Genomic DNA, 24,556 nt, shown 5'->3' with positions numbered 1-24,556 from the left:
GTGTAGCGGCTATTCTCTTACGATTCGTGGGTCAGAGCAATTCCTTCATCCGTCGGTTCGCCATCGCCTAGTCATAATGTAAGGTATAGGTCGCGACGGCCGACACCTGACCGGCGGTGATCCGGGGACGGGTCTGGTAGTAGCGGGCCGTGAGCGGCAGGATAAACCGGCCCGCACTCGCGCTGCCCAGCGTCATCTCATGATTCAGGGAAACCGGCTGGCGATGGTAAAGCAGTTGCACACCGATACCCTGCGCCCGATCGTCCGTGGCGTCATTGCGCAGAACGCCATGCCCCCGGGCGGTGAGGGGCTCCGCGCCGTCAACACGCAGGGAAATAGTCACAGCGCTGTTGCAATCCAGTTGCAGCGCGAAAGGCGTGTCGCCGGTGGTTTTGCCGACGCCGCCGAAGTGGTCAAGCATCGCGGCGGGCAGCTTAATCAGCGCTGGCGTGGCGTCATTCACGGAACATCCCGCGGTGTTGACCCTGCCGCTTAAGTCTAACGCGGCCAGCGGGGTATGCTCTGCCATTAAAAAGTGCTCGCTGTGATACTCAAGCTCGCCCGGTGTCGCCGCGGGACCGGTTTTAATAAGCTCAATCGTCAGGCGGAAATAGCCCAGTTTCCACACCGCATCAGGCAATATGGCCGGATTGTTCACCCGTTGGCTAAACGGCGAGGGCGTCGGCCGGTCAGGAAAACCGCCATAGCCGCCGATAGCGCGCAGCGATACGCGAACGCCAATGCCGGCGAGATTGGTTTGATAAACCGTCGGTCGCGTCGCTCCCCCGGACAGCAAACTGTTCAGCTGTAGCGGCGACAGCCCACGCGGGTCGTCCGCACAGCGGATCCACTGTTCGCCGCCGTCGCTAAGGCGGTTCCAGGCGAAACTTTTGTGATACAGCGGGGTGCCCGGTCTGGCGTCAGCCGGCACGGTGAGTTGCCCTACGTTCAGCCGAAGGGTGGTGGCCTGGCCGCGGACAAACACCGGCGTACAGGCCCATCCGCTGGCGGGGGGTAACAGGGCGAGTAACAGCGTCAGGGTGGCCCGACGCAGGAGAGTTAAAAAGGACATGTTAACGTCTGCTGTAAAATGAGTGGATGGGGTGTCTGCGCCAGCGTCGGGGTGAGATCGTAGCGGGCAGTACAGTGCTGCTGAGGGCCTGGCCCCCATTGTGCATACAGGGTGCCTTTCGGCGCCAGGCCGGCGAGGTACACCTGACCCTCGCTGGCAACGATGCTGCTGGTGTCTTTGGCGCGCACTTCGCTGCCAAAGGGCAGCGGTTGTCCCTGCGACTGCAGCGTAAACAGCGCCTTATAACCAACGTGGGTGTGAAAACGCGCCAGCACCACCGCGTCCTTAGTGGGCACCCGCGTCACGGTGCTGTTATCCAGATCCACATTCTCCGGTAGCGAGTGGCTGTCGAGGGCGACGTCGTTGCGGTGATAGGCGGTAGCGAAGGGCAGCACGGCGTACCCGTCGCGATTGGTGGCGATGGTTCTCTGGTTGGCGAGGGTCACACCGCCTGCGCCACCGGCGTCAATCAGGACGACAGCGCCATTCATTTCCGGCGTAAAGACCACCCCGTGGCGGTGAATCAGGATACCCCCGCTGGCGCCGTAGTTCAGGCGAGTGGCCTGCGAGTCACGGCTGTAGCCGATATTCAGATCGCCTCTTCCACTGCTGTAGCCGGCCGTCAGGCTGCCGCTGTGCCCGTTTTGCTGATCGAGGGTTTGGCTGACGGCGTAGCTGAGCGCGTGATTATCCAGCATGGTGCCATTGAGACTGACCATCTGACTGTCGGCGCTGTGGCGGGAGGAGGTCAGGGTATAGCCGGCATAGCTCCCCGGTAGCAGGTGGCTCAGTGCTACTGAAAGTGACAACGTCACCACTTTATCGGAATGCGGCTCGTCATTCTCCTCTTCTCCGTCGCTACTGTGCGCATCGCTGTAGCTGAGCGACCACGCGATACCGTGAACCTGGCTGCTGATCCCCATATTGGCGGTACGCTGTGGGGCGCCCCCTGACCAGTAGCTGTCCTGGTCGAGACTCAGATAGAGGGTGATATCGTACGGCAGGCTCTGGCTGGCGGTGATTTGCAGGGTCGTTTTTTTGTTGTCGTTATCCCGCGAGTCGGCGTCGGGATCCGGGCTGGAATACGCCTCGCTCAGCGTGGCATAGCGCTGATGCGAATAACGCCAGCCGGTGAAGGTGAATTGCGTGCCAAGACGTTCAAAACCTTTGCTGTACTGGAGCTGCCAGGCCCGGCCATCGATCGGATCCTGCTGGTGCTGGTCGCAGGCGTTTAACAGCTGCAGCGAGAGCGCCCCGGCATCACCCAGCCCCTGTCCCGCGCCGAACGAGAGGTTATGGTATTGCGCCGCGCTCTGCAGTCCGCCAAACAGTGTCAGGTTGTGGGCGAACCCGCGCATCAGCGACAACTGCATCATCAACGGCCGCTGGCTGGCATCGTCGCTATGATAGCGCCCGGCGACCAGGTTGTATTTCAGGCTGCCTTCGCGTTGCATGCTGGTGACCGATGCATACGGCTGGGTGAAGCGGCGGATTTCGCCATCCGACTCTTTGACGGCAACCTCAAGATTGCCGCTACTGGCGGTGGGATAAAGATCGTCAATCACGAACGCGCCAGGGGTGACGTAGGTTTGATACAGCACGTAGCCATTTTGCCGAACCGTGACCTGGGCGTTGGTTCTGGCTATCCCACGGATGGTCGGGGCAAAACCTTTCTGCGAGTCCGGGAGCATCGCATCACTGGAGGCGAGGGCAATTCCCTGAAACTGTACCGCGTCGAACACATCGCCCGACGTGAAGGTATCCCCGAGCGTCAGTTCACTCCGCCAGCGCGTCAGATCGCGCTCAAGCCAGGCGCCGCTGGTGGTCCAGTGGGGCTTATCGTCGCTGTTGGCGGTCAGGCTGTTGCTGGCGCGCAGGCGCCAGGCGCCGGCGTTCACGCCACTTTTCAACATCAGATAGTTATCGCGCTCAGTGTTGCCCTCGCGGGTACGCTGGCTGGCGCCTGAATAGCGGTAATTGCTCTGAAAGGCGCTGATACCTTCATCCCACAGCGCAGAAGGAACATTATCCCTCGCCTGGCGCGTCATCAGCGCCTGGGGAAGGGTCATTGCCAGCCGCTGATGGGCAAAATCGAAATTGACCGTACTGCCCGGCAACAGCGTGGCGAGTTCGGGACATGAGCGGGAGGTTGCGCCGGACGCCTGGGATAGCACGGCCGGATTAACACCGGCCTGCAGCAGATCTTCCGGCTTAAGGCAGGGCGTCAGCTGCCCGCGGTCATTCTGGCGAAACGTGATGATCTTACGGGCATCCAGGGTGACGCCGTTGACCTGCCAGCTGACCGGATAGTCGCCAGGCGGCTGGCTCGTTTGCTGATTGAAGCGCTGCAGATCCACCGCCGGCAAATGGTCGTTTTTTTCCAGCAGATCCATATTAAAGGTCGCCTGGGCGTGCAAGGGCGCGCTCTGTCCGCCCAGCAGGATGGAGAGGCTGACGACGGTAACGGTATGAGCCGGGCCGTGGCGCATCGCGACATCAGGCTTTTAGTGCGCCGAAACGGGAGCGCTAAACGTCTGCACAGCGCCAAAATCATCCAAAATGCGCCAGCTCACCTGGCGGGTGCAGGCCTCGCCGGGCAGGGCGTACTCTTCACGGCTGTGAGGGGCAATCACGCTGTGCTCAAGCGGTGTTTTCTGGTTCTGGCCCGCGCAGGTGAGCGTGGTGATAGTCACATAATAGGGGGAGGCATTCTCCGCCTGCAGGTGGTTGCCACTGACGTGCCAGCGCAGGTGCTGCGCCGCGTCGAGCGCCGAGCCCGGGAGTCCTGCCGGGCGATAAATGAGCTTAAGTTGATTCTTAATAGCAAATTGCAGAATGTTCTCGCCAGCCGGCGCGGTATTGGCAGGAATCACTTTGATATTCAGGGTGAACAAACTTTCCCGATCGTTTGGCAGTTGCGCCGAGGTTAATAACACGCGCAAATCGTTGCTGTCTCCGGCATCCAGACGGAACAATGGCGGGGTGACGATAAACGGTGATTTATTATTATCAGCCAGATCGTCTACCCAGCTCTGAATAAGTACCGGATCGTGAGGATTGGTGTTTTTTACCGTGATGTCGGCCTCATGACTTTGTTCATTATAAATGACACGCGTGCCGGCAATGGCAACCCCGGCAGCAGACGCCAGGAGCGGACAAAAGAGAAGGCTCAGGAAAAAAGCCATTTTATAACACTGCATAATTGAGGATCCGGTCACGAGGAATGAAAATAAGGGCAGGGGATGCTGCCCTCGGTAAAAGCGGCAATCAGCACATTCTATTCATATACAATATCAATATTGGCCGTGGCATTAATATTGCCGGCGGTGACATCCAGGGAGGAATCGCTCTTCAGATCGGCAATAAAATTAAAGGCAATATCACCGTTTTCGTCGGCTTGCGAAACCGCCGTTTTGCTCTGTTTGTCAAAGGTCAACTGAGTGCCTTCCGTTGAGCCGTCAGGGGAAGAGAAGACTTCAATGCCCACCCCTTTGGCGGTATCCGCGGCATCGGAGAGCGCCAGCACGGCGGCGCTGGTGCCGTTAGCATTGGTGTCCGGGGTACCCTCCAGGCTAATGCTGATATTCTGCGCCAGCGGGCAGCCGGTCAGGTTGATGGTAAACGGTGTTTCTGCGGTTTTCGCTTCATGTGATTTCAGCGCCGACATATCGACGTTGCCAAAATCGACATTCACATCGCCACCGTTGTTGGCGATCTGGCACGACTCGTTAATAATTTTACCGGTGAAATTCAGTGTGCCCGCCGCGCGGGCGGGGGTCACAGTAGCCAGACTGAAGGCCAGCAGTGAACCCACAACCAGCAGGGTGCCTTTTTCTTTCATACTCAAACCTTATTAAATAATCACAAGTTAATTAAATCGTTTAACATTTTTAATGCATGTTTTTTATTTCTGTTCACAAAAAACGGTAAGCATCACTAATGTATACTGCCGTCGGGGGCGGGATTATACGGAGAACGTCGTAAAGGCCCATGGATAAGGTGTGTTAAGCTGTAACAATCTTTATTTTTTGGTGTAAGTATAATCTCATTTAATATTGTAATTGGGTTCTATATACAGAATGTATTATTTCCCGGGGACGCCTGTTTTGGCAAAGTTCTGGCAAAAAGTTGCTGTTATTCCCGGCAGTTGACCGGAGAGGGCAGAATAATCGTTTACGCTGCCGCTATTTTGCCGTAGCGTGAAGATCGCGGCAGGAAGCCGCAGGTTGGATGGCACAGAACGATTCTGTGCCGCGCAGTGTCACTCGCTATCAAGGAAGATTGCTATGTCTCCGCTCCGTCTCGCTCTAATATGTCTGTGTCTGGCACCGCTGGCGTCGTCTGCTGCGCTCTCCGGTCAGGTTCATTTTTCGGGACGTGTCATCAATCCGGCCTGTCTTATCGCGCCGCAGCGCAATCGTATCGATGTTTCGTGCCAGCACCGTTCACCGGAACAGGTCGCCTTGACAGACAACCCCCCTCGCTATGCCATGCCGGATGATCGCGGTGAGGTCAGTCTCCACTGGCGAAATGCACAGCACAGTGAAGCGGATGTCATTATTCGCTATCGCTAAGGTAAGAAAAACGCGGTGAAGGGTAAGCGGATGCAGGACGTAAAGGGTAACGCGTTGGGCGGTTTCAGCGCGCGTCAGCAGTGACTACTGGGGTGACGCGCACGTAGAGTACATTTCATGAAAACAATCCTTGCCGTCGTCCGACAGCAGAGTATCGCCTCAGTCGGGTTCCCAGGCGAGGATATCACCGGGCTGACATTCCAGCGCCTCGCAGATGCGGGACAGGGTATCAAAACGGATGCCTTTGACTTTTCCCGACTTGAGCAGCGACAGGTTCTGTTCGGTAATGCCTACAAAGGCCGCCAGCGCCCTGGACGTCATCTTTTTTTCCACCAGCAGTTTGTCCAGATTCACCACCACAGCCATCGTTAAATAAACTCCTTATTCTCTTCTTCAGCACGGATCCCGTGGAGCATGGCGTGAAATGTCACAAACAGCAAGCTTCCTGTCAGAAGCAGCACCCCGTCGCTGAGCAGAAACACCACCTGATAATAAGGCTGCGGCCACCAGGCGAGCAGCGGGATCAGAAAGCGGCACACCGGCAACAGGATCCCCATGCCCACCATGGCCAGAGCGATGTAACGAACGCTGTGCGCCAGGGAGAGGCTGAGCACGCTGCGCTGGCGGACGCTACGGGTTACCTTCATGCCCTGCCAGATAGCGAACGCGAACAGCCCGGCCGGAAGATACAGCAGGGCCAGCAGCAGCAAACGTCTCGCCATCCCCGGCGCCTGGGCCGGGTTGTCGGTTAACGGCACTTCAGCAAAGTGCAGCAGGGTGGAAAGAAAATATCGTTCGCCGGTAAAGAAAATCCACAGCGGCACGATCAGGGCGAGCATAAAAAAGAGGGGCAGTATGCCGCTAATAATAGCCAGACTCAGCCGGGTTCTGGATTGCTTCACAATTTACCTTCCTGATTGATGAGAATAATTAAAGCACCAGCCGCGCCAGGCATGACATAAGGGCCACGGCGAAGACAACGCTCATCGCCCGGACGCCGCGACGACGGCTGGCAAACCACGGACGGGTCCAGACGCGGTAGAGGCTGAGGGTGATGAACGACGCCTGGATGGTCCAGGTCAGCATCCGAAACAGGTAGCCCATTTTGCCGAGATTCTGCAGGGTCTGGAAAACCTCGGCGAGATAAATAACCCCGGTCGCCAGCAAAACATAATTGAGCAGGCGTATTTTTCGCTGCGCCAGCCAGTCGCCGGAAATAAACAGGATCACCGACAACAGCGTTAACAGCGCCCAGAGGATGTCAATTCCGTTCATTACGCGCCTCCTGTTCATCAGGGGTGGCAGCCAGTAAGAGCTTGATGGCAGGTCCGATCACCGGCCAGGCGGTATCGGAGAGGATCACTACCGCGGTCTGTCGCTGTCGGTCGAAGGCCATCATTGCCGCAAAGCCGCCACTCTGCCCGTCATGCCAGACGATCTCCCGTCCGCGGACGCGGGTAGTGAACCAGGCATAACCCACCCGGGAATCGGGATCATCGGTGGCGAACAGGGAGTGCATACCTTCACTGCCCGCCAGGTTTGCTGCCAGCAGCGCCTGGGCATATTTCGCCATATCGACAATCGTGGCGCGGACGCCGCCGGCGGGGGCGAAGGCGTCCATCACCCATGGCTGCTGAGGGAAACCAGGGGCTGACCAGCCCATGGTAAACGTCGGCGAGGCTGGAGTATTGTGCCGGGCCACTTCCGCGCCCTGCATTCCGGCGGGGGTAAAGACCCGTTGCGCCATCAGTGTGGCAAAATCGCGATGGGACGCCCGCTCCAGCGCCAGTCCGAGCAGGGCAAACCCGGCGTTGGAATAATCAAACCATTTCGTCGGCTGCAGGGTGGCCTGGTTCATCATCGCGATCAGCGCGGGTCGATCGTAGCGCCAGGGATTCTGCCGCCGGGCAATATCGCTCAGAATAGCCAGCCGCTGCCCAACCGACGCGGTGAGCGGTGGCAGTCCTGAACGGTGAGAAACCAGTTGCTCCAGGGTAACATCCCGCACCGGGCTGACAATCTCCGGGACCAGCGCCGACACCGGCGTCTGCGCGGTGACTTCGCCGCGGCGAATAGCCTCCAGCAGCAGGCTGGCGGTCATGGTTTTGCTCAGGCTGGCGATCTCATACTGTGTCGTATACTCGCTCCCCCACAGACCGTAGCGCACCCCCTGAGGCGTAATCAGCGCTGCGGCGACCTGTCCGCGGGCACCATGAAGCAGGGGCGTTAATATCGAGACCAGCTGTTTATCCCCCGTCGTCCGGGAGCTGGGGGGATGAAAGCCGGGCTGCAGGGCGATCCCCGCCGCCACGATGACGGTAAAAACCAGCACGGCGGCAATGATCTGTCTGTCCCGGCGATAGCGGTTCCAGCGCATGTTTTCTCCTTAACGCGGTACGACATCCAGGTGAGGGAATACCGCTTCTCCCTGGTGTTAAAGTGAGCGCAGGTTAGCCTGGTGTTTATCGTTTTACAATAAATATTTATCGTTTTATGATTAACTTTATGAGGAGTAAAGCAGACACTCCCGGCGCGGTGTGGAGAACGCGGGGGGCAATAGAGGCCAGGGAATAAAGTGCGCTGACGAAGAGAGGTACTCGCCAGCGAGAAATGTCGGCTATGCCGGGAGAAGAAAACTTAGCGGATCCGCGACTGCTCGTCGTCGCGTAGCGTCAGCACCTCAAATCCGTTGGCGGTGACGGCCACGGTGTGCTCCCATTGCGCGGAGAGTTTTTTATCGCGGGTGACGACCGTCCAGCCATCTTTTTTGGTTTTGATGCGGCTGTCGCCCTGGTTCACCATCGGCTCAATGGTGAACACCATTCCTTCGCGCAACACGGCGCCTTCTCCGGGGCGGCCGTAATGCAGCACCTGCGGTTCCTCATGCATTTCCTGGCCGACGCCGTGACCGCAATATTCTCTGACCACGCTGTAGCCATGGTCCTCGACCCAGCGCTGAATAGCGTGGCCAATATCGCCCAGCGTCGCGCCAGGTTTCACCACCTCAATGCCTTTCCACATCGCTTCATAGGTGGTCTTTACCAGCCGGCGGGCCAGCGGGGAGACGTCGCCTATCAGGTACATCTTGCTGGAGTCGGCAATCATGCCCGCTTTCTCCAGGGTGATATCGACGTTAACAATCATCCCGGCGCGCAGATGTTCGGTCGCTTTGGGGATCCCGTGGCACACCACATCGTTAATGGAGGTGTTCAACACATAGGGAAAATCGTATTGCCCCTTGCTGGCCGGGCGGGCATGCAGTTGGTTGACGATAAAATCTTCCACTCGATCGTTAATCGCCATCGTCGTTACGCCGGGAACGATAAAGGTATCCAGCATATCAAACACCGACGCCAGCAGCTGGCCGGCATGGCGCTGACGTGCGAGTTCATCGGCGGTTTTAATGATTATTGATGGCATTGATTACCTCCAGCAGACGGTCAGAGCCGGATTTCAGCATCAGCAGTTTGATCTGCTGGTGGTTAAGCTCGGGGTAGAGCTCGCTCATCATGCCCAGACGGATCCAGTATTCCGCCTGGGCATTGACGGAGCGGGACATAGCTTTGCTGGCATCACGAATATCATCGTGCAATAGATCGGAGATTTTGACGATTCCCATAGAGACAGTCCATATATGATTCGTATATGCATCGTATACAGACCGGCACGGGATGTCATGGGCATTTTGTGTCGTGACCGGGGGGGAGGCGAGAGGCCCACGCAAAAAAGCCCGACCAGCGGGCTTATTTTCAGCATTTTTTTCGGGTTAATCATTCGCGCCATTCACCATGGCGAAAATACCCATTAGATTATCGGTATGCAGAATGAAAATAACATGACGGCGGCGAAGCGCGGCGCATCAATATATTTAATGCAGGTGTTAATTTTGCGTATGAATATTCTCCCGTCAGGCCGGGAATCCGGGGGAGTTACAGCGCGTCAGTGAGTTTATCCACCACCACTTTACCCGCATTATCGAACTGCGTAATGCGAAAGCTGTCGCTCCAGGAGCGGCGGGTGGTGAAACGGTCGAACAGGGATACCCGACCTTTACGCTGACCATCTTTACTCAAAATAACCCATTCAGTCACCGCAGAATAATGCTGGCTATTGTCATGACGGCTCTGTTGTTCAACAAGCTGGTCTTCTTTTTCCACTTTTAAATAATCACGCAACATATTTAACCTCCATAGAAAGTATTATTAACATTACTCCTTTTATTTATTCTTTCAATCAAACTTTTTAATCAATAAAAGTAACTATTAGTGGGCGACCTAAGTGCAAAAATCGTCAGATTGTCATTACCCGGCGCAGTGGATTCCACTACGCTTAACAGAGCTGTCTGGCGCGCTATCTGCGGTTGCCAGGGCCAGAAAGGCGGCAACAAAACGTCTTAACCTTGTATTCATCATGGGCGTTGTTCTGCTATATCTAGTGCGTTTTGCCACGACCGAGCCACAGAGAGCGCTGTACCATGAGTAACGATCACCTGACGGATATCGCCTATCGTCACTTTATTGAAAGTGTTAAAGATTATGCCATATACATGCTGAGCACTGACGGTACGGTCATCAGCTGGAACGAAGGTGCCCGCCGGGCAAAAGGGTACCTGAGCGACGAGATCATCGGTTGCTACTTCGGTCTCTTCTATAGCGAAGCTGAGCAACTCTCCGGTGTACCGGCGAAAAACCTGGAAATCGCCCTGCGTAGCGGGCAGTTCGAAGGGGAAGGCTGGCGTTACCGCAAAGACGGCTCCCGATTCTGGGCGCATGTCATGATCGATACCATCCGCGATGAGCAGAACACCCTGCTGGGTTTTGCCAAAATCACCCGCGATATCAGTGAACAAAAAGCGATTAATGACCGCATCGCATGGATGGCGCGCTACGATGCGCTGACTGGTTTACCTAACCGGGTGGAGTTCTTTGAGCGGGTGGAAAAGCTGATCACCGGTAATGATGCCCGCCGCTTTGCCATTTTCACCATCGATTTAGACAAGTTTAAAGAGATTAATGACCTGCAGGGCCATCTGATTGGTGACCAGCTGCTGCAGCGTGTGGCAGGCGCCGTGCTGAAAACGCTGCAGAAGGAGGAGATGGTCGCGCGCTTTGGCGGCGATGAGTTTGTGGCCGTTAAACCTTTTGCCGATGAGGGTGAAGTGGATGCCTTTGCTGCGCGCCTCTGGCACTGCTTCAGCGGTAAGCAGACGTTTGCCGCGACGGAAGTGGTTCTCTCCGCCAGCATTGGCATCTCGGTCTACCCGGAGGACGGTACGGATATTAACACGGTACTGAGCAATTCCGATCTGGCCATGTATCGGGCAAAGAGCAGTCTCGACCACAAGATTTGCTGGTACGAACGTGAAATGGATGACAAGACGCGGCAGCGCAATATGATGGCCGCCGACATCCGGCGCGGTATTCACGCAGGAGAATTTTCGCTCCACTATCAGGCTATCCGCAACATCAAAGATCGCCGGATCACCGGTTACGAGGCGCTGCTGCGCTGGCAGCATCCGCAGCTGGGGCCGATCCCGCCTGACGTGTTTATTCCCATCGCCGAAGAGAGCGGCGCCATCGTGCCCTTAGGTTACTGGGTGCTCGAGCAGGTGTGTAACGAATCGCTGGAAAAGGGTCTCAACAGAAAAGTTTCGGTCAATATCTCGCCGGTGCAGTTGCGTCACCGCAGCTTTATTGAAAAAGTCCGCGAGATCCTGATGCGTACCGCCTATCCGGTCAGCCTGCTTGAGTTTGAAGTGACGGAGACGGCGTTCATCATCAATAAGCAGCTGGCCTTTAGCGTCCTGCATCATCTGCAAAAAATGGGGATCAGCATCGCACTCGATGACTTCGGTACCGGCTACTCCTCCCTGAGCATGCTGCGCGATTTCCATTTCGACGTGATTAAACTCGACCGAAGTTTTATGCTTGATGTGGAGAGTAATCCCCAGGTCCGCTCATTCGTGCGGGCCATCATTTCGCTGGGAAATTCAATTAATACGCCGCTTATCGCCGAGGGTGTGGAAACCGCCGGGCAACTGCAGATCCTCGAAGAGGAAGGGTGTGACGAGATGCAAGGCTTTCTGTTCGGCGAGCCGGTGGATATTAAACACCTGCCTCCGTCGTCCTGATACGCCCACCGGCTGCGGGTGGGCGCTGCGTCATTACTGATGCGCCAGCGGAGCCTGCCCGGAAAGATGCAGCAGAGCCGACTGCAGCGAGACGTCAAACATCTGACCGTGCGTCATACCAGGGTAGCGCCAGAAAGCCACCGTCAGGCCTTTGTCGGCCAGCTGCTGCTGAGTGTGTCGCAACAGACTCAGGGAAGCCACGTGGCCGGTGGGTTCCCGGGCAGCTTTGCCATCACCTTCCAGCAGATACAGCGATTTCCCGGAGAAGGCGGTGGCGCTTAAGGCTTCGCTGCCCTTCAGAGGAGATTCCTGCGCCTGGCCCAGTGACGGGCTGGCCGAATAATAGAGATGAAACAGCGAGGTCTTCCGCCACGCGTCGAGCACAAACAGCCCGCCGTAGGAGTGGCCCCAGATCGCGCGCTGGTGGGGATCTATTTTCAGGTGAGCTTCCGTTTGCGGCACCATTGTTTCGGTCAGCAACTGACGAAACAGGTCATTACCTCCGGTTTTTCGCGGCGGCAGCGCGGGTTTCCCGACTTGCGGTTTGAAGGCCTTTAGCGGAGGAGTGTAATCCCAGGCCCGGGCGGCGGTATCGAAGGGCAGCGTTGTCTGGTAACCGATAGCGACGATCACCGGCGGGGAGCCGGCGGAGAGCTGCTGCAGAAGGGCGTCGTTAAGCTTATCCATCACCGCGTTACCATCCAGCATATACAGCACAGGATAGCCGGCGGCGGGCGGGGCTTTGTCCGGCACGGCAGTCCACACCCGGTAGTGGCGTTCGCCATCGGCGGAGTCATACTGACGTTGCGTAAAATGATAGTACGCTGACCCTTTATCGGCGATGTTTGGCCCCAGCGGCTGAAGATCCGGTCGGGCGGTGCTACCGCTACTGTAGAAGAGCACGCCAACCGCCAGCGTCAGCAGCCCGCGCGCCCGGATGCTCCTTGAATTCCGCTTCACCTTGTCTAACCCCCTGTATTCTTTGAGCTGTCATTTTGTTGGGCTGACACGGTAACACAGCTTGTTTGATAATGGTTCTCATTTCTTTTGTGCGCTTTGGATCTGCGTGGGATACCGGACGGGGCTGGTGGGGGGGCGAAGCGAAAACGCAGGATACATGGCCGCCTGTCGGCGGCCATCAGGACACGGTCAGGGATCGCCGTTGATGCTACGCAACAGCCTTTTTACCAGCGGGATGAGCGCAATAAGCACCAGCGCAATAACCACGATCAGTAACAGCGTCAGCCCTTTATGATGACTGATAAGCACCCACAGCATCGCCAGCGTCATGAGATGATCCTTGCATTAACAGCGTTAACCACCGCCAAGGTGAATGAAATTTAACAGAATGGTGATGACCACCCAGGCCAGCAGCATAAAGCGTCGTTTATCGCGTCGAGCTTCCAGCGCAGCGAAATAATTAGCGCTGTACCAGGTTGATATAATAATAGCCAGCGTGATGATGACCTGCCAGACCACTTCGCTAAAGCCCGTCACGATGCTTATCGCGCGAAAGCAAAGCACAATCGCGATGCCGTTAAGCGCGTTACACATCAACCATCCCCACAGGCTTGAGGGACGGCTAAAGAAATATCCAAGTCGTAAAACCAATGTCGTATACACCTTGCCAAAATAATCGCGCTGTAAAATGCAGCTTAATGCCCGACGAGGTATTGATATAAATCAAAATTAATGGAATAGCGCAGTAATCACTGGCATGCAGCGATCGCAGCATGGCAATGGAAAGGCGTAGAGAATGGTGGGTAAAAAAAACGAAATCACTTGTTTTTATAGGTGTTTTTTAAAATTTATTGTGGCAGTGAAATATTCTCCATGGCCCATTTAACAATATGACGGTAATTTCCATTGTTATTATTTTATGTGGCTCTATCACCAGCTAAATTAAAACCTATTCACTATTCACCGCTGGCCGCTTGCGGGAGTGGTCTGAAACAGCCGGAGCCAAGGCTCCGGCTGGCGTCATACCTAATGAGGCAAGGCATTATGTTGCAGAATTTTCAGGAAGTCATTTTTGTCTGAAATTAATGACAGCGCGTTAGCGATCAGTTCATCGCTAAATATCGAGGCAATTTCTTTGAGCACATCAATATGCTCTTTTTCTTTCGCGATGACGCCGATGGCAATAAACATCACGTTGCTGCGATCCCAGATAACGCCATCAGGGAACTGAAAGATCTCAATGCCGGTTTTGAGAATGATATCCGTCGCGGATTTCGGCAAATGTGGCAAGGTGATGCCATTCCCCAAAAAAGTGGAAACCTGATGTTCACGCTCCAGCAGAAAGTGAACGCACTCCTGATTCACATATCCTTTGGCTTTACACTCCGCGCCAATCATAGCGATCACTTCCGCTTTATTACTGGCCTTGCAGCCGATATGCAGATTATCCAGCGTGATGTTATCGATCATAGCCAACCTCCCTGGTGAGACGCGTAGATTTTTTACCCTCATGATTCGCTGACAGCTCTTCTTCTAACTGCTCGAGCGATTTATTGGAGGTCTCCGGTAGGGCGAAGACCACGAACAGAATCGCTAAGTAGTTGATGGCTGCGAAGATGAAGAAGACCGGCCCAAGGCCCAGTTTCGCCTGCAGCAGCGGGAACAGGTAGCTGACCACCGCGTTCATGATCCACATGAAAAATACCGAGATCCCCATCGACAGCCCGCGGAATTTCAACGGGAACAGCTCAGCTAATACCACCCAGGTAATAAAGCCCATGGAACCCTGCATCACACCGACGAACAGCGCGCCCAGCAGCCAGATGGCGGTGGCTTTCAGATCGCCCACCAGGGTGTAATCGACAGCGGCGATAATCAGGTGCAGCGTGGCCATAATGGCAAAGCCGTAGATAATGATCGTCTTACGTTTGAAACGGTCGACAAGGAACAGCACGCCAATGAGCATACCGCCGACGGAGAAGACACCGTTCAGCACGTTACAGATCAGCGAGGTACGTTCTGAGAAGCCGGCGGCACTCAGAATTTCCGTGCCGTAGTACATAATGACGTTAACCCCAGTAGTTTGCTGCAACGCGGCCCAGGTAATACCGACCAGCAAAATTTTGAGGATCCATGGCGTTTTGAGGATAGTCGTGAAGGTGCCCTGAGCGCTGTACTTATTGCCGGCTTCAATTTTGATCAGGGTGGAGATGTCGTCATACTCCTTCTGCGCGCGTTCCGCCGGGCGGATCTGTTTGAGAATATGCAGCGCTTCCTCGTGGCGATTTTTGCTGATCAGCCAGCGCGGGCTTTCCGGCGCGCGCCACATGCCAACAAACAGGCAGACAGCGGGAATGGCCTGTACCAGCAGCATATAGCGCCAGACGTCCGGCAGATGGCCCCAGATGATGCCAATGATCGCGTTGATGGCAAACGCCGCCAACTGGCCAATGACGATGGCGACTTCATTCAGGCCGGTCAGCTTACCGCGCATCTCGGTAGGCGCCACTTCCGAAATAAAAGTGGGGGCAGTGACCGACGCGCCGCCGACGGCGTAGCCCAGCAGGGCGCGGGCAATCAGCAGGGTGGTGATATCGGGAGCTGCGGCGGAAAGCAGGGCGCCGATAAGAAAAATAAAAGAGAGGAAGAGTAAATATTTGCGCCGGCCGAAGAAGTCGGCAAACTTGCCGCCAAACACGCTGCCCAGCGCGGCGCCGATCAGCAGGACGCTCATCACCAGCCCTTCGGTAGTCGGGGTCAGCGCCATGTACTGCTTCAGTGAGGAAAAGGCGCCGTTGATAACGCCGGTGTCGTAACCGAAAAGCAGGCCGCCGAAGGTGGCCACTAAGGTGATCTGATGAAGTCGTTTTCTCTGTTGCTGGTTCAGGTTTGTTATAAATGACATGGTAGTCCCTTTATTTTATTGAACGACACAAGATAAAAATACATCTCCCCAGTCAGGATTTATTACGCCTGTGTTGTCGTATCTAACTGAACTAAATGATTTTTCTTCTTTGTGTAATTGCTAAGCACAAGGCAGGGTACGCTCAGCAATGGCGGTCAAAGAGGTTTACGGCTTGGTGTTGACATGGATGTAGTCGATATCCGTTCTCCTTTTCGGGTTAGCGGTCTTCAGTGCGTCGGCAGCGCCGACGTCTGCCGGTGGACAGCGCCCTGGTGTGGCACGTTGCTGTCGTTGCGGCGATTTATCGTGATAAGAATATGGCACAAAGAAATGGAATGAGAATGCTACAAGATCACATTATGAAAATTTAATTTCAAATTGGTGTTGCAGAATGGTAAATGCATGAAGCCAATCACAAAGGATGGAGGGAGCATATCCCCATGAAAACCAGGTTAAATTTACAGGCCGGTAATAATGATGTTGTTTTCAGTAGGTTAATGTAAATCAAAGAATACAACGCAGATCACATTTTTACGCCATAATATCCTGGAATAGAATTTATATTTCATTACTGTGATCAGGGTAAAACGAGGATGGCGGCCTTCTGGCAACGGTCTGGAGGGGAAGAAAGCCCGTGGGGGAGGTTATAGGATGAATGTGTGGCCGGCGGGAACGCTGGGTAAAAATGCAGAGAAGGGGGATCCTCTGCATTTTACCCATCACGAAAAAGATCAGTGCAGTGCGGGCCAGTAGCCTTCGTTGGCGACGATCAGTTCATCGAGGATGGCTTTCGCCACCGCGGCGCTGGGCACCGTTTTCGATAGCGTGATGGCCTGCCACAGTTTCTGGTAACTACCCTCAACCCAGGCGTCAACCACCAGCTTTTCGACCGCCACCTGCTGCTCCATCAACCCTTTCTGGAACGACGGGATTTTCCCCATCGACAGCGGCTCCGGGCCATTGACGCCCACCAGGCAGGGGACTTCCACCATCGCCGTCTCATCAAAGTTGGCGATCGCCCCGTTGTTCTCAACGATCAACAGCATCCGCTCCTGGGTGTTAAAAGCGATGGCGCAGGCGAGGTCGACGATAAAGGTGGCATGGGCCCCGGCATGAAAATGCGCGCCTTCCGCCGTGCCCCGACGGGTAATCTCCCGGGCCATATCGAAGACCTCTTTTTCACGTCCGGCCATCACCTCGTTCGCCCGCGTAAATTCTGGATCGGCGTGCGCCACCTCATAGTCAGGATAGAGGTAGTATTTCAGATAGGTGTTAGGCAGTGTCGACGGATCGAGGGCAAACACATCCTTCACCTTTTTAAAGGTTTCGATCCAGCTTGGCGCTTTATGCTGAAAATCTTCTTTTGGACTGCTGTATCCCTGTTCCGCCACGTGACGCTTCAGCGCCGGCATCAGATCGTTACCGGCTTTATCGGTGATACGGGTCCACCAGCCGAAATGGTTCAGGCCATAGTAGCGGACGTTCAGCGCCTTGCGCGACGGCAGGCCGAGGATGTCGGCAAACAGCCCCTCGATAGCCACCGGCATATCGCAGATGTTGATGATGCGCGCGTCGGGTCGCAGGCGACGGGTGGCTTCCGCGACGATGGCCGCCGGATTGGAATAGTTGAGCATCCAGGCGTTCGGAGCGTATTGCTGCATATAATCGACCAGCTCCAGCACCCCGGCAATGGAGCGCATGCCGTAGGCAATCCCACCCGGACCGCAGGTCTCCTGTCCCGGCACGCCATATTTTAACGGGATCTTTTCATCCTTTTCCCGCATTTCATACAGACCGACGCGAATATGCGCCATCACAAAATCGACGTCAGTGAAGGCCGCCTGCGGATCGGTGGTATAGCTGAACTTCACCTGCGGGAAGCGTTCTGCCACCAGAATAGCGCAGGCGTCGCCGATCGTTTTCTGACGCTGGCGATGGTTGTCGTACAGACGGATCTCCCGCAGGGGAAAGCGCGACATATTTTCCAGCAACATCATCACAATCCCAGGGGTATAAGTACTGCCGCCGCCGGCAATCGTGACCACAAAGTTATCTTTCATTTACCACCTCGTTATTCAGTAACACCCAGACTGGCGTTGACCGCCGTTCGAATTTTGTTAACCCCCAGGCCATAGATCACCTGGACATGGTTGCCTTTAATCAGCACGCTGCTCCCGCCGCTCTCTTTCAACAGCGACTGCTGGATGAGGGCGGGGTCGCGCACATCGACCCGCAGACGGGTAAAACAGTTTTCCACTACGCAGACATTCTCTTTTCCGCCCAGTCCCGCAATCACCAGCGTACCTTTATCGGCAATCTCGCTTGCCTGGCCCGTCTGCTCGGAAGGCTCCGCATCGGCAGCCGCTTCACGGCCAGGGGTGAGCATCCGCAGACGGGTAATACAGAAGGTGCCGACCAGGTACATGGTGGCGGTCTCCAGCAGGCCGAGGGCGACAAATACCGGCCAGCGCGTCACGCTGGCGCCGGCAGGGAGGTTATAGACGACAAAATCGATAAGACCGTTGGTGGCGCAGACCCGCACGTGAAGCAGCCAGGCCAGCATCTGGAACAAACCGTCCAGCAGGGAGTAGATAAGCCACAGCAGCGGGGCGGTGAAGATAAAGAGAAACTCAAAAGGTTCGGTGATCCCCACCAGAACGGAGGTCACAATTAAGGGGATCAGCGTGACTTTAAGCCGCTGCTTATTCTCCGGTTTCGCCGTACGGTAGAAGGCGAGCGCCATGCCGGCGGTGCCGAAGATCTTCACCATCCCGTAGGTTAAAAACCGGGCGGAATCACTCAGCGCCCCGATGGGATGACGGGCGATTTCGGCAAGGAAAATAGGCTTGGCGCCAATAACCGTTTGACCATCAATCAGCAGCTGTCCGCCGATCGAGGTAAAGACAAACGGTGACCAGATAAGATGATGCAACCCGGTGGGGATCAGGAACCGGTTGAGAAAACCGTACAGGAAGACCCCGATGGCGCCAAAGGATTTCATAAAGCCGGTCAGCGCCGAAATGCCCAGCTCAACCACCGGCCAGAGATAGACGGTGGCGATAGCAAACAGGCCAACCAGCGGTAGCATCACGATCAGCACCAGCTTACTGTTGCCGTAGATCGACAGCGCGCCGCGAAACTCAATGCCGACCACGCGGTTGTGGACAAAGGCGACGGCGCAGCCAAGGATAATCCCAAGGAACACGCCCATATCAATGACCTGAAAACCAAAGATAAAGGTTTGTCCACTGCCGTACAGTTGCGCGTTGGTGGCACCGGACGCCAGGCGATGGGTCAGGGTCAGCCAGCTATTGTTCGCCGCCAGATACACCAGCCAGGTCATCGCCGCCACGAAGGCCGCTTCGGCTTTGCGGGTTTTCGCCAGGCCGCTGGCCAGCCCAAGGCAGAACAGAAACCCGAGATGGTTCATCAGCGCCCAGAGCATGCTGGAGACGAATTTCCCCAACAGGTAGAGCGCGCTGCTTTCATCCACCCACAGCCGGTTGGTGGTCATGCTGAACAGGGCGATCAACAGGCCGATAGCCGGCAGATATAGCACCGGCCCGATCATTGCTTTGGAAAAGTCCTGAAGCTTTTTCACGCCAATCATGGTTGTCCTCTCGTCTTCGCAGACCTGATGAATAGGCTTATCAGACTAGGAGCAGACCACCGGGATCCCGAGCAGGAAAAGGGCCATCTGTGATGAAAGTCATATATATTGTTGTCGGACAGATATATAAATATGGCGAGATTTATAGATGAGTTAGTGTTGAAATTTTCGCTGCAATGTAAAAATAATCTTTTATTTACATTAAATTATTCGCTTAGCTGTTTGACGAGCGCCACCTTAGCGAGACATCTAAAAGTGATTTATAAAAAGATTGCCACTGAACTGAAGGCCCGCATCAACAGCGACGACTATGCCGTCGGCGATATGCTGCCCAGCGAAAAAGCGCTCGCTGCGGAACTGCAGGTCTCGGTGATGACGCTGCGCAAAGCGCTGGCGCTACTGGAGGAGGAAAAGCTGATCGCGCGGCGGCACGGCAGTGGAACCTGCATTGTGCGTAAAAGTAACTATCACGGGGGAGAACTGGAGGGCTTTAACTACCAGATGCAGGTGGTAGGCGTCACCAACTACCGTAACAAAGTCATTGAATTCACGCTGCTTGATGCTCCTCCGGCCATCGCCCAGCAGTTAAAGATCCAGCCGGGGGAAAAAGTTTACTACGTCAGGCGGCTGCGGCTGATTGATGAGGTCCCGATCCTCGTGGAAAACAGCTATATTCCATTCGCCACCTTTCCCTGGCTCAGCGTGGGTAACCTCGAGCAGTCTAAATTCAACTATTTCAAAAAAGAGTGTCATATCACCATCATCGAGAGCCACCGCAGCTATACGCCGGTGCTGGCGACCCGCGAGCAGGCCGAGCTGCTGCAGGTAGCGCCAAACAGCCTCCTGCTGCGGGTGCAATCGGTGAGTTATGCGCAAAACCGGGCGATCGTCGATTTCTCAGAGATCTACCAGAACACCAGTAAGTACAACGTGAAGCACATTACCCGCCGCTAGCGGATTCAGGTCAGCCATCCCCTGGCGATCAGCTCCATTCCCAGCGCCAGCAGGAACAGCAGAAAGCCCTGACGAAAGCGTCGCGGGCTGAGACGCGAGCGGATCCACTGTCCCAGCCACATGCCGAGTAGCGCGGGCAACAGCGCCAGCCCCGACAGCAGCAGCGAATCAGCATGCCAGCCATCGTGCAGGGAGAGGCCGGCCGCCATCGCCAGGGTGGAGAGGGTAAACGACAACCCCAGAGCCTGCACCAGTTCGTCTCGACGAAAGCCCAGCGTCTGCAGCCAGGGAACGGCCGGAATAACAAATACCCCGGTCGCCCCGGTGATAACGCCGGTCAGACCGCCCATGAGCGGCGACAGCCACTTCTCCACGCGGGCGGAAACCTGCAACGCCGGGCCACAGAGCGCATACCCGGCATAGGCTATCAACACGGTGCCAAGCGCCAGCGCTGAGCACCGAGGATTGAGGCTGATCAGCAGTGACGACCCCGCCAGCGTTCCCATAATAATCCCGGTCATCATAAGCCAGAGGCGGCGCACAATCTGCGCCAGCGCGGGGCCAGCCAGCAACTGCCAGAGATTGGTTAACAGCGAGGGAAGTACCAGCAGCGCCGCTGCGGCCTGCGGCGGCATCAGCAGACCAAGCAGGCCCATCGCCACGGTGGGTAATCCCATGCCGGTCACCCCTTTGACCAGTCCGGCGGCGATAAAGATCAGCAGTAAATAAAAGATGTGGAGATCGAACATCATGGCTCACTTTTCAGGATAGAAAGTGACATTGAAACCACTGGTGGCTAAAGCCACAATGCGGTATGTTGCCCTAAGACTACGGGAAAACCGAAGGGTGGGGAGGGTGTGATGCGGATGGATCTGGCCGATCTGCGACTGTTTATCGCCATCGTGGATAGCGGCAGTATTACCGGTGGGGCCGCCATGGCCCATCTCGCCCTGGCCTCCGCCAGCGAAAGAGTGCGCAAGCTGGAGGCAGAGGTCGGTGTTCCCCTGTTGCAGCGTCATGCTCGCGGCGTGACGCTGACTGAGGCCGGGGAGGTACTGGCGCGCCATGCACGCCCGCTTCTTGCGCAGCAGCAGCGTCTGCGCCAGGCGATGAGCGCCTTCGCCCGCGGTCAGCAGGGGACGCTGCGGCTGTTCGCCAACACCTCGGCGATGTCGGCTTTTCTGCCGGGCAAGCTCGCCGCCTGGATGGCAGCGCATCCGGCGGTGCAGATCGACACCGAAGAGCGCACCAGCGCGGATATCGTCAGCAGCATTCTGGCGGGTGTGGCGCAGGCTGGAGTGGTGTCCGATGCGGTCGACCCCGGGCCGCTGCATCTGGATCCTGTCGCCGATGATCCCCTGGTGCTGATTGTGCCGCCGACTCACCCTCTGGCCGGCGCGAATGAAGTGGCGTTTGCGGCGGTCATCAACGAGCCGCTGGTCGCCCTCTACCAGACCAGCGCACTGCAGCAGCATATTGAACAACATGCCGCCGGGCTCGGCCAGGCGCTAAACGTCCGGGTCCGGATGAGCCATTTTGAAGGGCTTTGCGAGATGGTGGCGCACGGCGCCGGCGGGGCGATCCTGCCCCGCGTCATTGCCGAACGCTACCAGCAGCGCTACCGTTTTGCCGTCATCGCGCTGCAGGATCGCTGGGCACAGCGCCGCCTGTGTCTGTGTTATCAGGATGATGCCCGGCTGACGCCAGCGATGCGCCGTTTGCTGGCGTGGCTCCGACAGCCGTGAGACCATGAGTGACAGCGTCACTTTTTATGGCGGTTATTGCTACTGACATCCGTGTCAGAGATGCGATAGTAGACGTCCGACATTTATTAACACGCGAATCAGGACAGACAAGATGAGTACATTACCAAAGGTCGCGGTGCTGGGACTCGGCGCCATGGGACATGCTTTTGCCAGCAATCTGCTGAAGAAGGGCTTTACCGTCGCAGGCTGGAACCGTTCGCCAGCACGCGGCGAAGATTTACAGGCGCAGGGATTATCCCTGCATACCACGCCGCAGCAGGCGGTCGCTGATGCCGAGGTGATCATCAGTATGCTCGCCGACGGTCAGGCTACCCTCGAGGTACTGGCGCAAATAGCGCCAGCCTGTCAGCCGCAGGCGATCTATTGTCAGATGGGCACCATTGGCCTGCCGGAGACGCAGGAGGCTATCGCCTTGCTGCGGGCGCTTCAGCCGGCGATGACCTTCGTCGATGCCCCGGTTTCAGGGACCAAAGCCCCGGCGGAGAAGGCGCAGATCCTGGTGCTCGCCAGCGGAGATCGTGAAAAGTGTGCCGCTGCCGAACAGGTGTTTGCGGCTATCTCCCGCGGGACGCAGTGGTTTGGCGAGGCCGGCAACAGCCAGAAAATGAAGCTGGTCCTCAATGCCTGGCTGATTTCGATGATGCAGGGCATCGCGGAAAGCGCCCAGCTGGCGAAGACGCTGGGCTTTACCCCCGACCAGCTCTGGAGCGCTCTGGAAGGCGGCCCGCTGGCCGCACCGTATGTCAAAGTGAAACTGGATGCCATCGCCAGCGAGCAATTCGCGCCGCAGATGCAACTGGCGCATGCGCTGAAAGATGCCCGGCTGGCGCTATCCCTGGCCGAGCCGCACACCATGCCGGGGCTGGATAACATTGCCGAACTGTGGCAGCAGGCGGCGGACGCGGGATATGCCGGACAGGATTTGTCAGCGGTATATCAGTGGCTGTCGACGTCGGCGAAAGCGTAGTACCGCATCCTCAGGAAAAAGTGGCCGTGGTGGCCACTTATCCAGAGAAGAGTTATTTCCCGGAGAGAGCCGGGCGAGTGTCGATCCCTTCGTCAATGCGCTTGATCATATAGGGAAAGAACGGATTGGAAGACTGACGCATCAGCGAGTCCAGACCCACAACCAGCACCGAACGCTCGCCGCGAGCAGCAAAAGTGCCGAGGCTGATCCCATATTGATTCAGCGGATGGGGATAGCGCCCGTACAGCGAATCGCTTAACGGGAAGGGGAGCGCGACATGAGAAAGGGAGTATACGTCCGGCAGGTAGCGCATTCCCTGCAGCTTTTCCACTGTGGTGTCTGTTTTCCCGGCAGGTGTTGTGCGGATTTCCATATCGGTACTGGCTGAATTCGCGTTAGTGATGATCGTGGTCTGATAAGCGCGTGGCGGCGCGGGCAGCAACCGCGCCAGCGCGGTGTAAGACGTCCGGCGTAATAATGAATTAAACCTGACGGCATGATTCAAATCGAAGAGGACAATTTCACTGCCATTTTCCGGCAAACGGTTATACAGCGCCGTCACGATCGCCCGCGTACTGACCGTTGAATCCACAACGGACTGAAAGGTCAATACCGGCGGTAAGCTGTTAAGTCTGTGATTTCTCGAGTCAGTCACTATCTGCTTTTGCAGCGCTTTGGTCAGCAGGAAGGACTGCCGGGCGGCGTTCGTCGGGAACGAGTTATATTTGAACGGATTAAACTCGGGCATGATGTTTAACCATGCGGCTTTCGAGAAGGCGGGAAGAAACGCGGGCCAGCCAGCGAGGCCGGAAAAACGCGCGAAGCTGGTAATACCGATCATCGGAGAAATCAGGATCACCCGCTGGGGTTTTGCCAGTTCGGCATTATCCAGCGCGTCCAGCGAATATTTCATTGCCAGCGCGCCGCCGTTGGAAAATCCGACGATATGCAGGGGCACATCATTACCCGTCAGTCGTTTCGCTTCTCTCACCGCAAGGCGCGTGGCGGCAAGCCAGTCCTGCCAGTCCACATCGGTCAGCCCGGCGGGAACCGTCCCATGGCCCGGTAATCTGATACCGATGGCGACATACCCCTGTTGCCGGTAATTTTCAGCGATATGCCGCAGGCTGTAGGGGGTATCTGTCAGACCATGCAGCAACACCACGGCGCCTTTCGGTTTGCCATCCGGCATCATGATATATGACCGATTCCAGTTGGTTGGAAACGAGTCCGGATAGATGGGGCTGTGACTATAGTAACGATTCAGTTCGGTTTGCTGCTCAGCGTCCAGCTTATCGGTAACCTGGCGTTTTACCTCACTGAAGAGCGCATTCTCTTTGTTGATGTAATCGTTCCAGTCAGCATTGTCGATTTCATCCGCGTCCATCTCATGCGGAACCCAGGTATGCCAGAGCTGCAGCTCGGGTCCGCGCTGAATGTCATAAAGGCGTAGTCCCAGAGCGCCAACGATCAACAGCAGCAGGGACAACACGATACGTTTTAACCAGGTTACCCATTTCAACGCGTAGCTTCCTTTCTTAATGACATGTTTTCTGAGTATAAATAAACATGGTCAGGGAGATTTACTTTTTTACGCAGGACGGGGCGTGAAGCGCGC

At 56.2% G+C, this 24,556-nt stretch carries 25 protein-coding genes; 5 read left to right on the top strand and 20 right to left on the bottom strand.

The annotated features are described in order from the left end of the window. Positions 1-67: 67 nt before the first annotated feature. From SP68_RS12890 to SP68_RS12875, 4 genes are all read right to left on the bottom strand, one after another. Positions 68-1,072: a fimbrial protein gene (locus SP68_RS12890; protein WP_008804917.1), complete on the bottom strand. Its 1,005-nt coding sequence runs from the start codon at positions 1,070-1,072 to the stop codon at positions 68-70. Then, entirely contained in the window at positions 1,060-3,561 is a 2,502-nt protein-coding gene (locus tag SP68_RS12885; protein WP_040968504.1) for a fimbria/pilus outer membrane usher protein, read from the bottom strand. The genes SP68_RS12890 and SP68_RS12885 overlap by 13 nt, the downstream gene beginning before the upstream one ends. 15 nt (positions 3,562-3,576) lie before the next feature. Beyond that, on the bottom strand, positions 3,577-4,272 hold the full coding sequence (locus SP68_RS12880) for a fimbrial biogenesis chaperone (protein WP_008804915.1): 696 nt from the start codon (positions 4,270-4,272) through the stop codon (positions 3,577-3,579). Positions 4,273-4,349: 77 nt separating this feature from the next. Beyond that, on the bottom strand, positions 4,350-4,913 hold the full coding sequence (locus SP68_RS12875; RefSeq protein ID WP_012968240.1) for a fimbrial protein: 564 nt from the start codon (positions 4,911-4,913) through the stop codon (positions 4,350-4,352). Between the two features lie 445 nt (positions 4,914-5,358). Here SP68_RS12875 and SP68_RS12870 point away from each other — a divergent pair, with 445 nt between their 5' ends. Further along, complete coding sequence (locus SP68_RS12870) at positions 5,359-5,646, top strand: type 1 fimbrial protein (RefSeq protein WP_008804913.1); 288 nt, start codon at positions 5,359-5,361, stop codon at positions 5,644-5,646. A gap of 159 nt (positions 5,647-5,805) precedes the next feature. On the opposite strand, the gene SP68_RS12865 is transcribed toward SP68_RS12870, so the two are convergent. The 7 genes from SP68_RS12865 to SP68_RS12835 all read right to left on the bottom strand — a co-directional run bounded on the left by SP68_RS12865 (position 5,806) and on the right by SP68_RS12835 (position 9,824). Further along, complete coding sequence (locus SP68_RS12865; RefSeq protein WP_004205917.1) at positions 5,806-6,012, bottom strand: helix-turn-helix domain-containing protein; 207 nt, start codon at positions 6,010-6,012, stop codon at positions 5,806-5,808. 2 nt (positions 6,013-6,014) lie between these two features. Continuing rightward, positions 6,015-6,548, bottom strand: coding sequence for a DUF2975 domain-containing protein (locus SP68_RS12860; RefSeq protein ID WP_004205916.1), 534 nt, complete (start codon positions 6,546-6,548; stop codon positions 6,015-6,017). A gap of 28 nt (positions 6,549-6,576) precedes the next feature. Continuing rightward, positions 6,577-6,921 (bottom strand): hypothetical protein, encoded by a 345-nt coding sequence (locus tag SP68_RS12855; RefSeq protein WP_012968238.1) that lies wholly within the window; start codon positions 6,919-6,921, stop codon positions 6,577-6,579. Beyond that, positions 6,908-8,023 carry a serine hydrolase domain-containing protein gene (locus SP68_RS12850; protein ID WP_040968505.1) on the bottom strand — a complete coding sequence of 372 codons (1,116 nt, stop codon included), beginning with the start codon at positions 8,021-8,023 and terminating at the stop codon, positions 6,908-6,910. The genes SP68_RS12855 and SP68_RS12850 overlap by 14 nt, the downstream gene beginning before the upstream one ends. Before the next feature lie 260 nt (positions 8,024-8,283). Continuing rightward, complete coding sequence (gene map, locus SP68_RS12845) at positions 8,284-9,066, bottom strand: type I methionyl aminopeptidase (protein ID WP_008804909.1); 783 nt, start codon at positions 9,064-9,066, stop codon at positions 8,284-8,286. After that, positions 9,047-9,265, bottom strand: coding sequence for a ParD-like family protein (locus SP68_RS12840; protein ID WP_002904808.1), 219 nt, complete (start codon positions 9,263-9,265; stop codon positions 9,047-9,049). The genes map and SP68_RS12840 overlap by 20 nt, the downstream gene beginning before the upstream one ends. A 310-nt stretch (positions 9,266-9,575) precedes the next feature. After that, positions 9,576-9,824: a hypothetical protein gene (locus SP68_RS12835; RefSeq protein ID WP_008804908.1), complete on the bottom strand. Its 249-nt coding sequence runs from the start codon at positions 9,822-9,824 to the stop codon at positions 9,576-9,578. Positions 9,825-10,120: 296 nt separating this feature from the next. Here SP68_RS12835 and SP68_RS12830 point away from each other — a divergent pair, with 296 nt between their 5' ends. Beyond that, a complete protein-coding gene (locus SP68_RS12830) occupies positions 10,121-11,776 on the top strand; it encodes a putative bifunctional diguanylate cyclase/phosphodiesterase (RefSeq protein WP_008804907.1) in 1,656 nt (551 codons plus the stop codon). Between the two features lie 33 nt (positions 11,777-11,809). Here the strand turns inward: SP68_RS12830 and SP68_RS12825 are convergent, their stop codons facing one another. The 7 genes from SP68_RS12825 to SP68_RS12800 form a co-directional block, all read right to left on the bottom strand. Next, positions 11,810-12,736, bottom strand: coding sequence for an alpha/beta hydrolase (locus tag SP68_RS12825; RefSeq protein WP_022066172.1), 927 nt, complete (start codon positions 12,734-12,736; stop codon positions 11,810-11,812). Positions 12,737-12,925: 189 nt separating this feature from the next. Further along, positions 12,926-13,066: a hypothetical protein gene (locus SP68_RS28340; RefSeq protein ID WP_012541739.1), complete on the bottom strand. Its 141-nt coding sequence runs from the start codon at positions 13,064-13,066 to the stop codon at positions 12,926-12,928. 24 nt (positions 13,067-13,090) lie between these two features. Next, positions 13,091-13,330 carry a hypothetical protein gene (locus SP68_RS12820; RefSeq protein WP_012541738.1) on the bottom strand — a complete coding sequence of 80 codons (240 nt, stop codon included), beginning with the start codon at positions 13,328-13,330 and terminating at the stop codon, positions 13,091-13,093. A gap of 432 nt (positions 13,331-13,762) precedes the next feature. Then, on the bottom strand, positions 13,763-14,206 hold the full coding sequence (locus tag SP68_RS12815; protein WP_008804904.1) for a PTS mannitol transporter subunit IIA: 444 nt from the start codon (positions 14,204-14,206) through the stop codon (positions 13,763-13,765). After that, the gene (locus tag SP68_RS12810; RefSeq protein WP_022066173.1) at positions 14,196-15,641 is read right to left on the bottom strand and encodes a sugar porter family MFS transporter; all 1,446 of its coding nucleotides are present in this window, start codon (positions 15,639-15,641) and stop codon (positions 14,196-14,198) included. The genes SP68_RS12815 and SP68_RS12810 overlap by 11 nt, the downstream gene beginning before the upstream one ends. Before the next feature lie 731 nt (positions 15,642-16,372). Beyond that, positions 16,373-17,701, bottom strand: a complete 1,329-nt coding sequence (locus tag SP68_RS12805) for a 6-phospho-alpha-glucosidase (protein ID WP_022066174.1) — start codon at positions 17,699-17,701, stop codon at positions 16,373-16,375. Between the two features lie 11 nt (positions 17,702-17,712). Then, on the bottom strand, positions 17,713-19,251 hold the full coding sequence (locus SP68_RS12800) for a PTS transporter subunit EIIC (protein ID WP_016161017.1): 1,539 nt from the start codon (positions 19,249-19,251) through the stop codon (positions 17,713-17,715). 255 nt (positions 19,252-19,506) lie between these two features. On the opposite strand from SP68_RS12800, the gene SP68_RS12795 reads away from it, so the two are divergent. After that, positions 19,507-20,205 carry a GntR family transcriptional regulator gene (locus SP68_RS12795; RefSeq protein ID WP_012541735.1) on the top strand — a complete coding sequence of 233 codons (699 nt, stop codon included), beginning with the start codon at positions 19,507-19,509 and terminating at the stop codon, positions 20,203-20,205. 5 nt (positions 20,206-20,210) lie between these two features. Here the strand turns inward: SP68_RS12795 and SP68_RS12790 are convergent, their stop codons facing one another. Beyond that, entirely contained in the window at positions 20,211-20,954 is a 744-nt protein-coding gene (locus SP68_RS12790) for a sulfite exporter TauE/SafE family protein (protein WP_012541734.1), read from the bottom strand. A gap of 111 nt (positions 20,955-21,065) precedes the next feature. Here SP68_RS12790 and SP68_RS12785 point away from each other — a divergent pair, with 111 nt between their 5' ends. Further along, on the top strand, positions 21,066-21,950 hold the full coding sequence (locus SP68_RS12785; protein ID WP_012541733.1) for a LysR family transcriptional regulator: 885 nt from the start codon (positions 21,066-21,068) through the stop codon (positions 21,948-21,950). A 112-nt stretch (positions 21,951-22,062) separates the two neighbouring features. Next, the gene (locus tag SP68_RS12780; protein ID WP_008804897.1) at positions 22,063-22,938 is read left to right on the top strand and encodes an NAD(P)-dependent oxidoreductase; all 876 of its coding nucleotides are present in this window, start codon (positions 22,063-22,065) and stop codon (positions 22,936-22,938) included. Between the two features lie 52 nt (positions 22,939-22,990). Here SP68_RS12780 and SP68_RS12775 read toward each other — a convergent pair whose 3' ends face one another. After that, positions 22,991-24,460 carry an alpha/beta hydrolase gene (locus tag SP68_RS12775; protein ID WP_012968232.1) on the bottom strand — a complete coding sequence of 490 codons (1,470 nt, stop codon included), beginning with the start codon at positions 24,458-24,460 and terminating at the stop codon, positions 22,991-22,993. Between the last annotated feature and the right edge of the window lie 96 nt (positions 24,461-24,556).

Source organism: Klebsiella variicola (genome assembly GCF_000828055.2).
GTDB classification, from domain to species: domain Bacteria; phylum Pseudomonadota; class Gammaproteobacteria; order Enterobacterales; family Enterobacteriaceae; genus Klebsiella; species Klebsiella variicola.
Note: the sequence above shows the minus strand (reverse complement) of the source record. Positions and strands in the feature narration are given on the sequence as shown.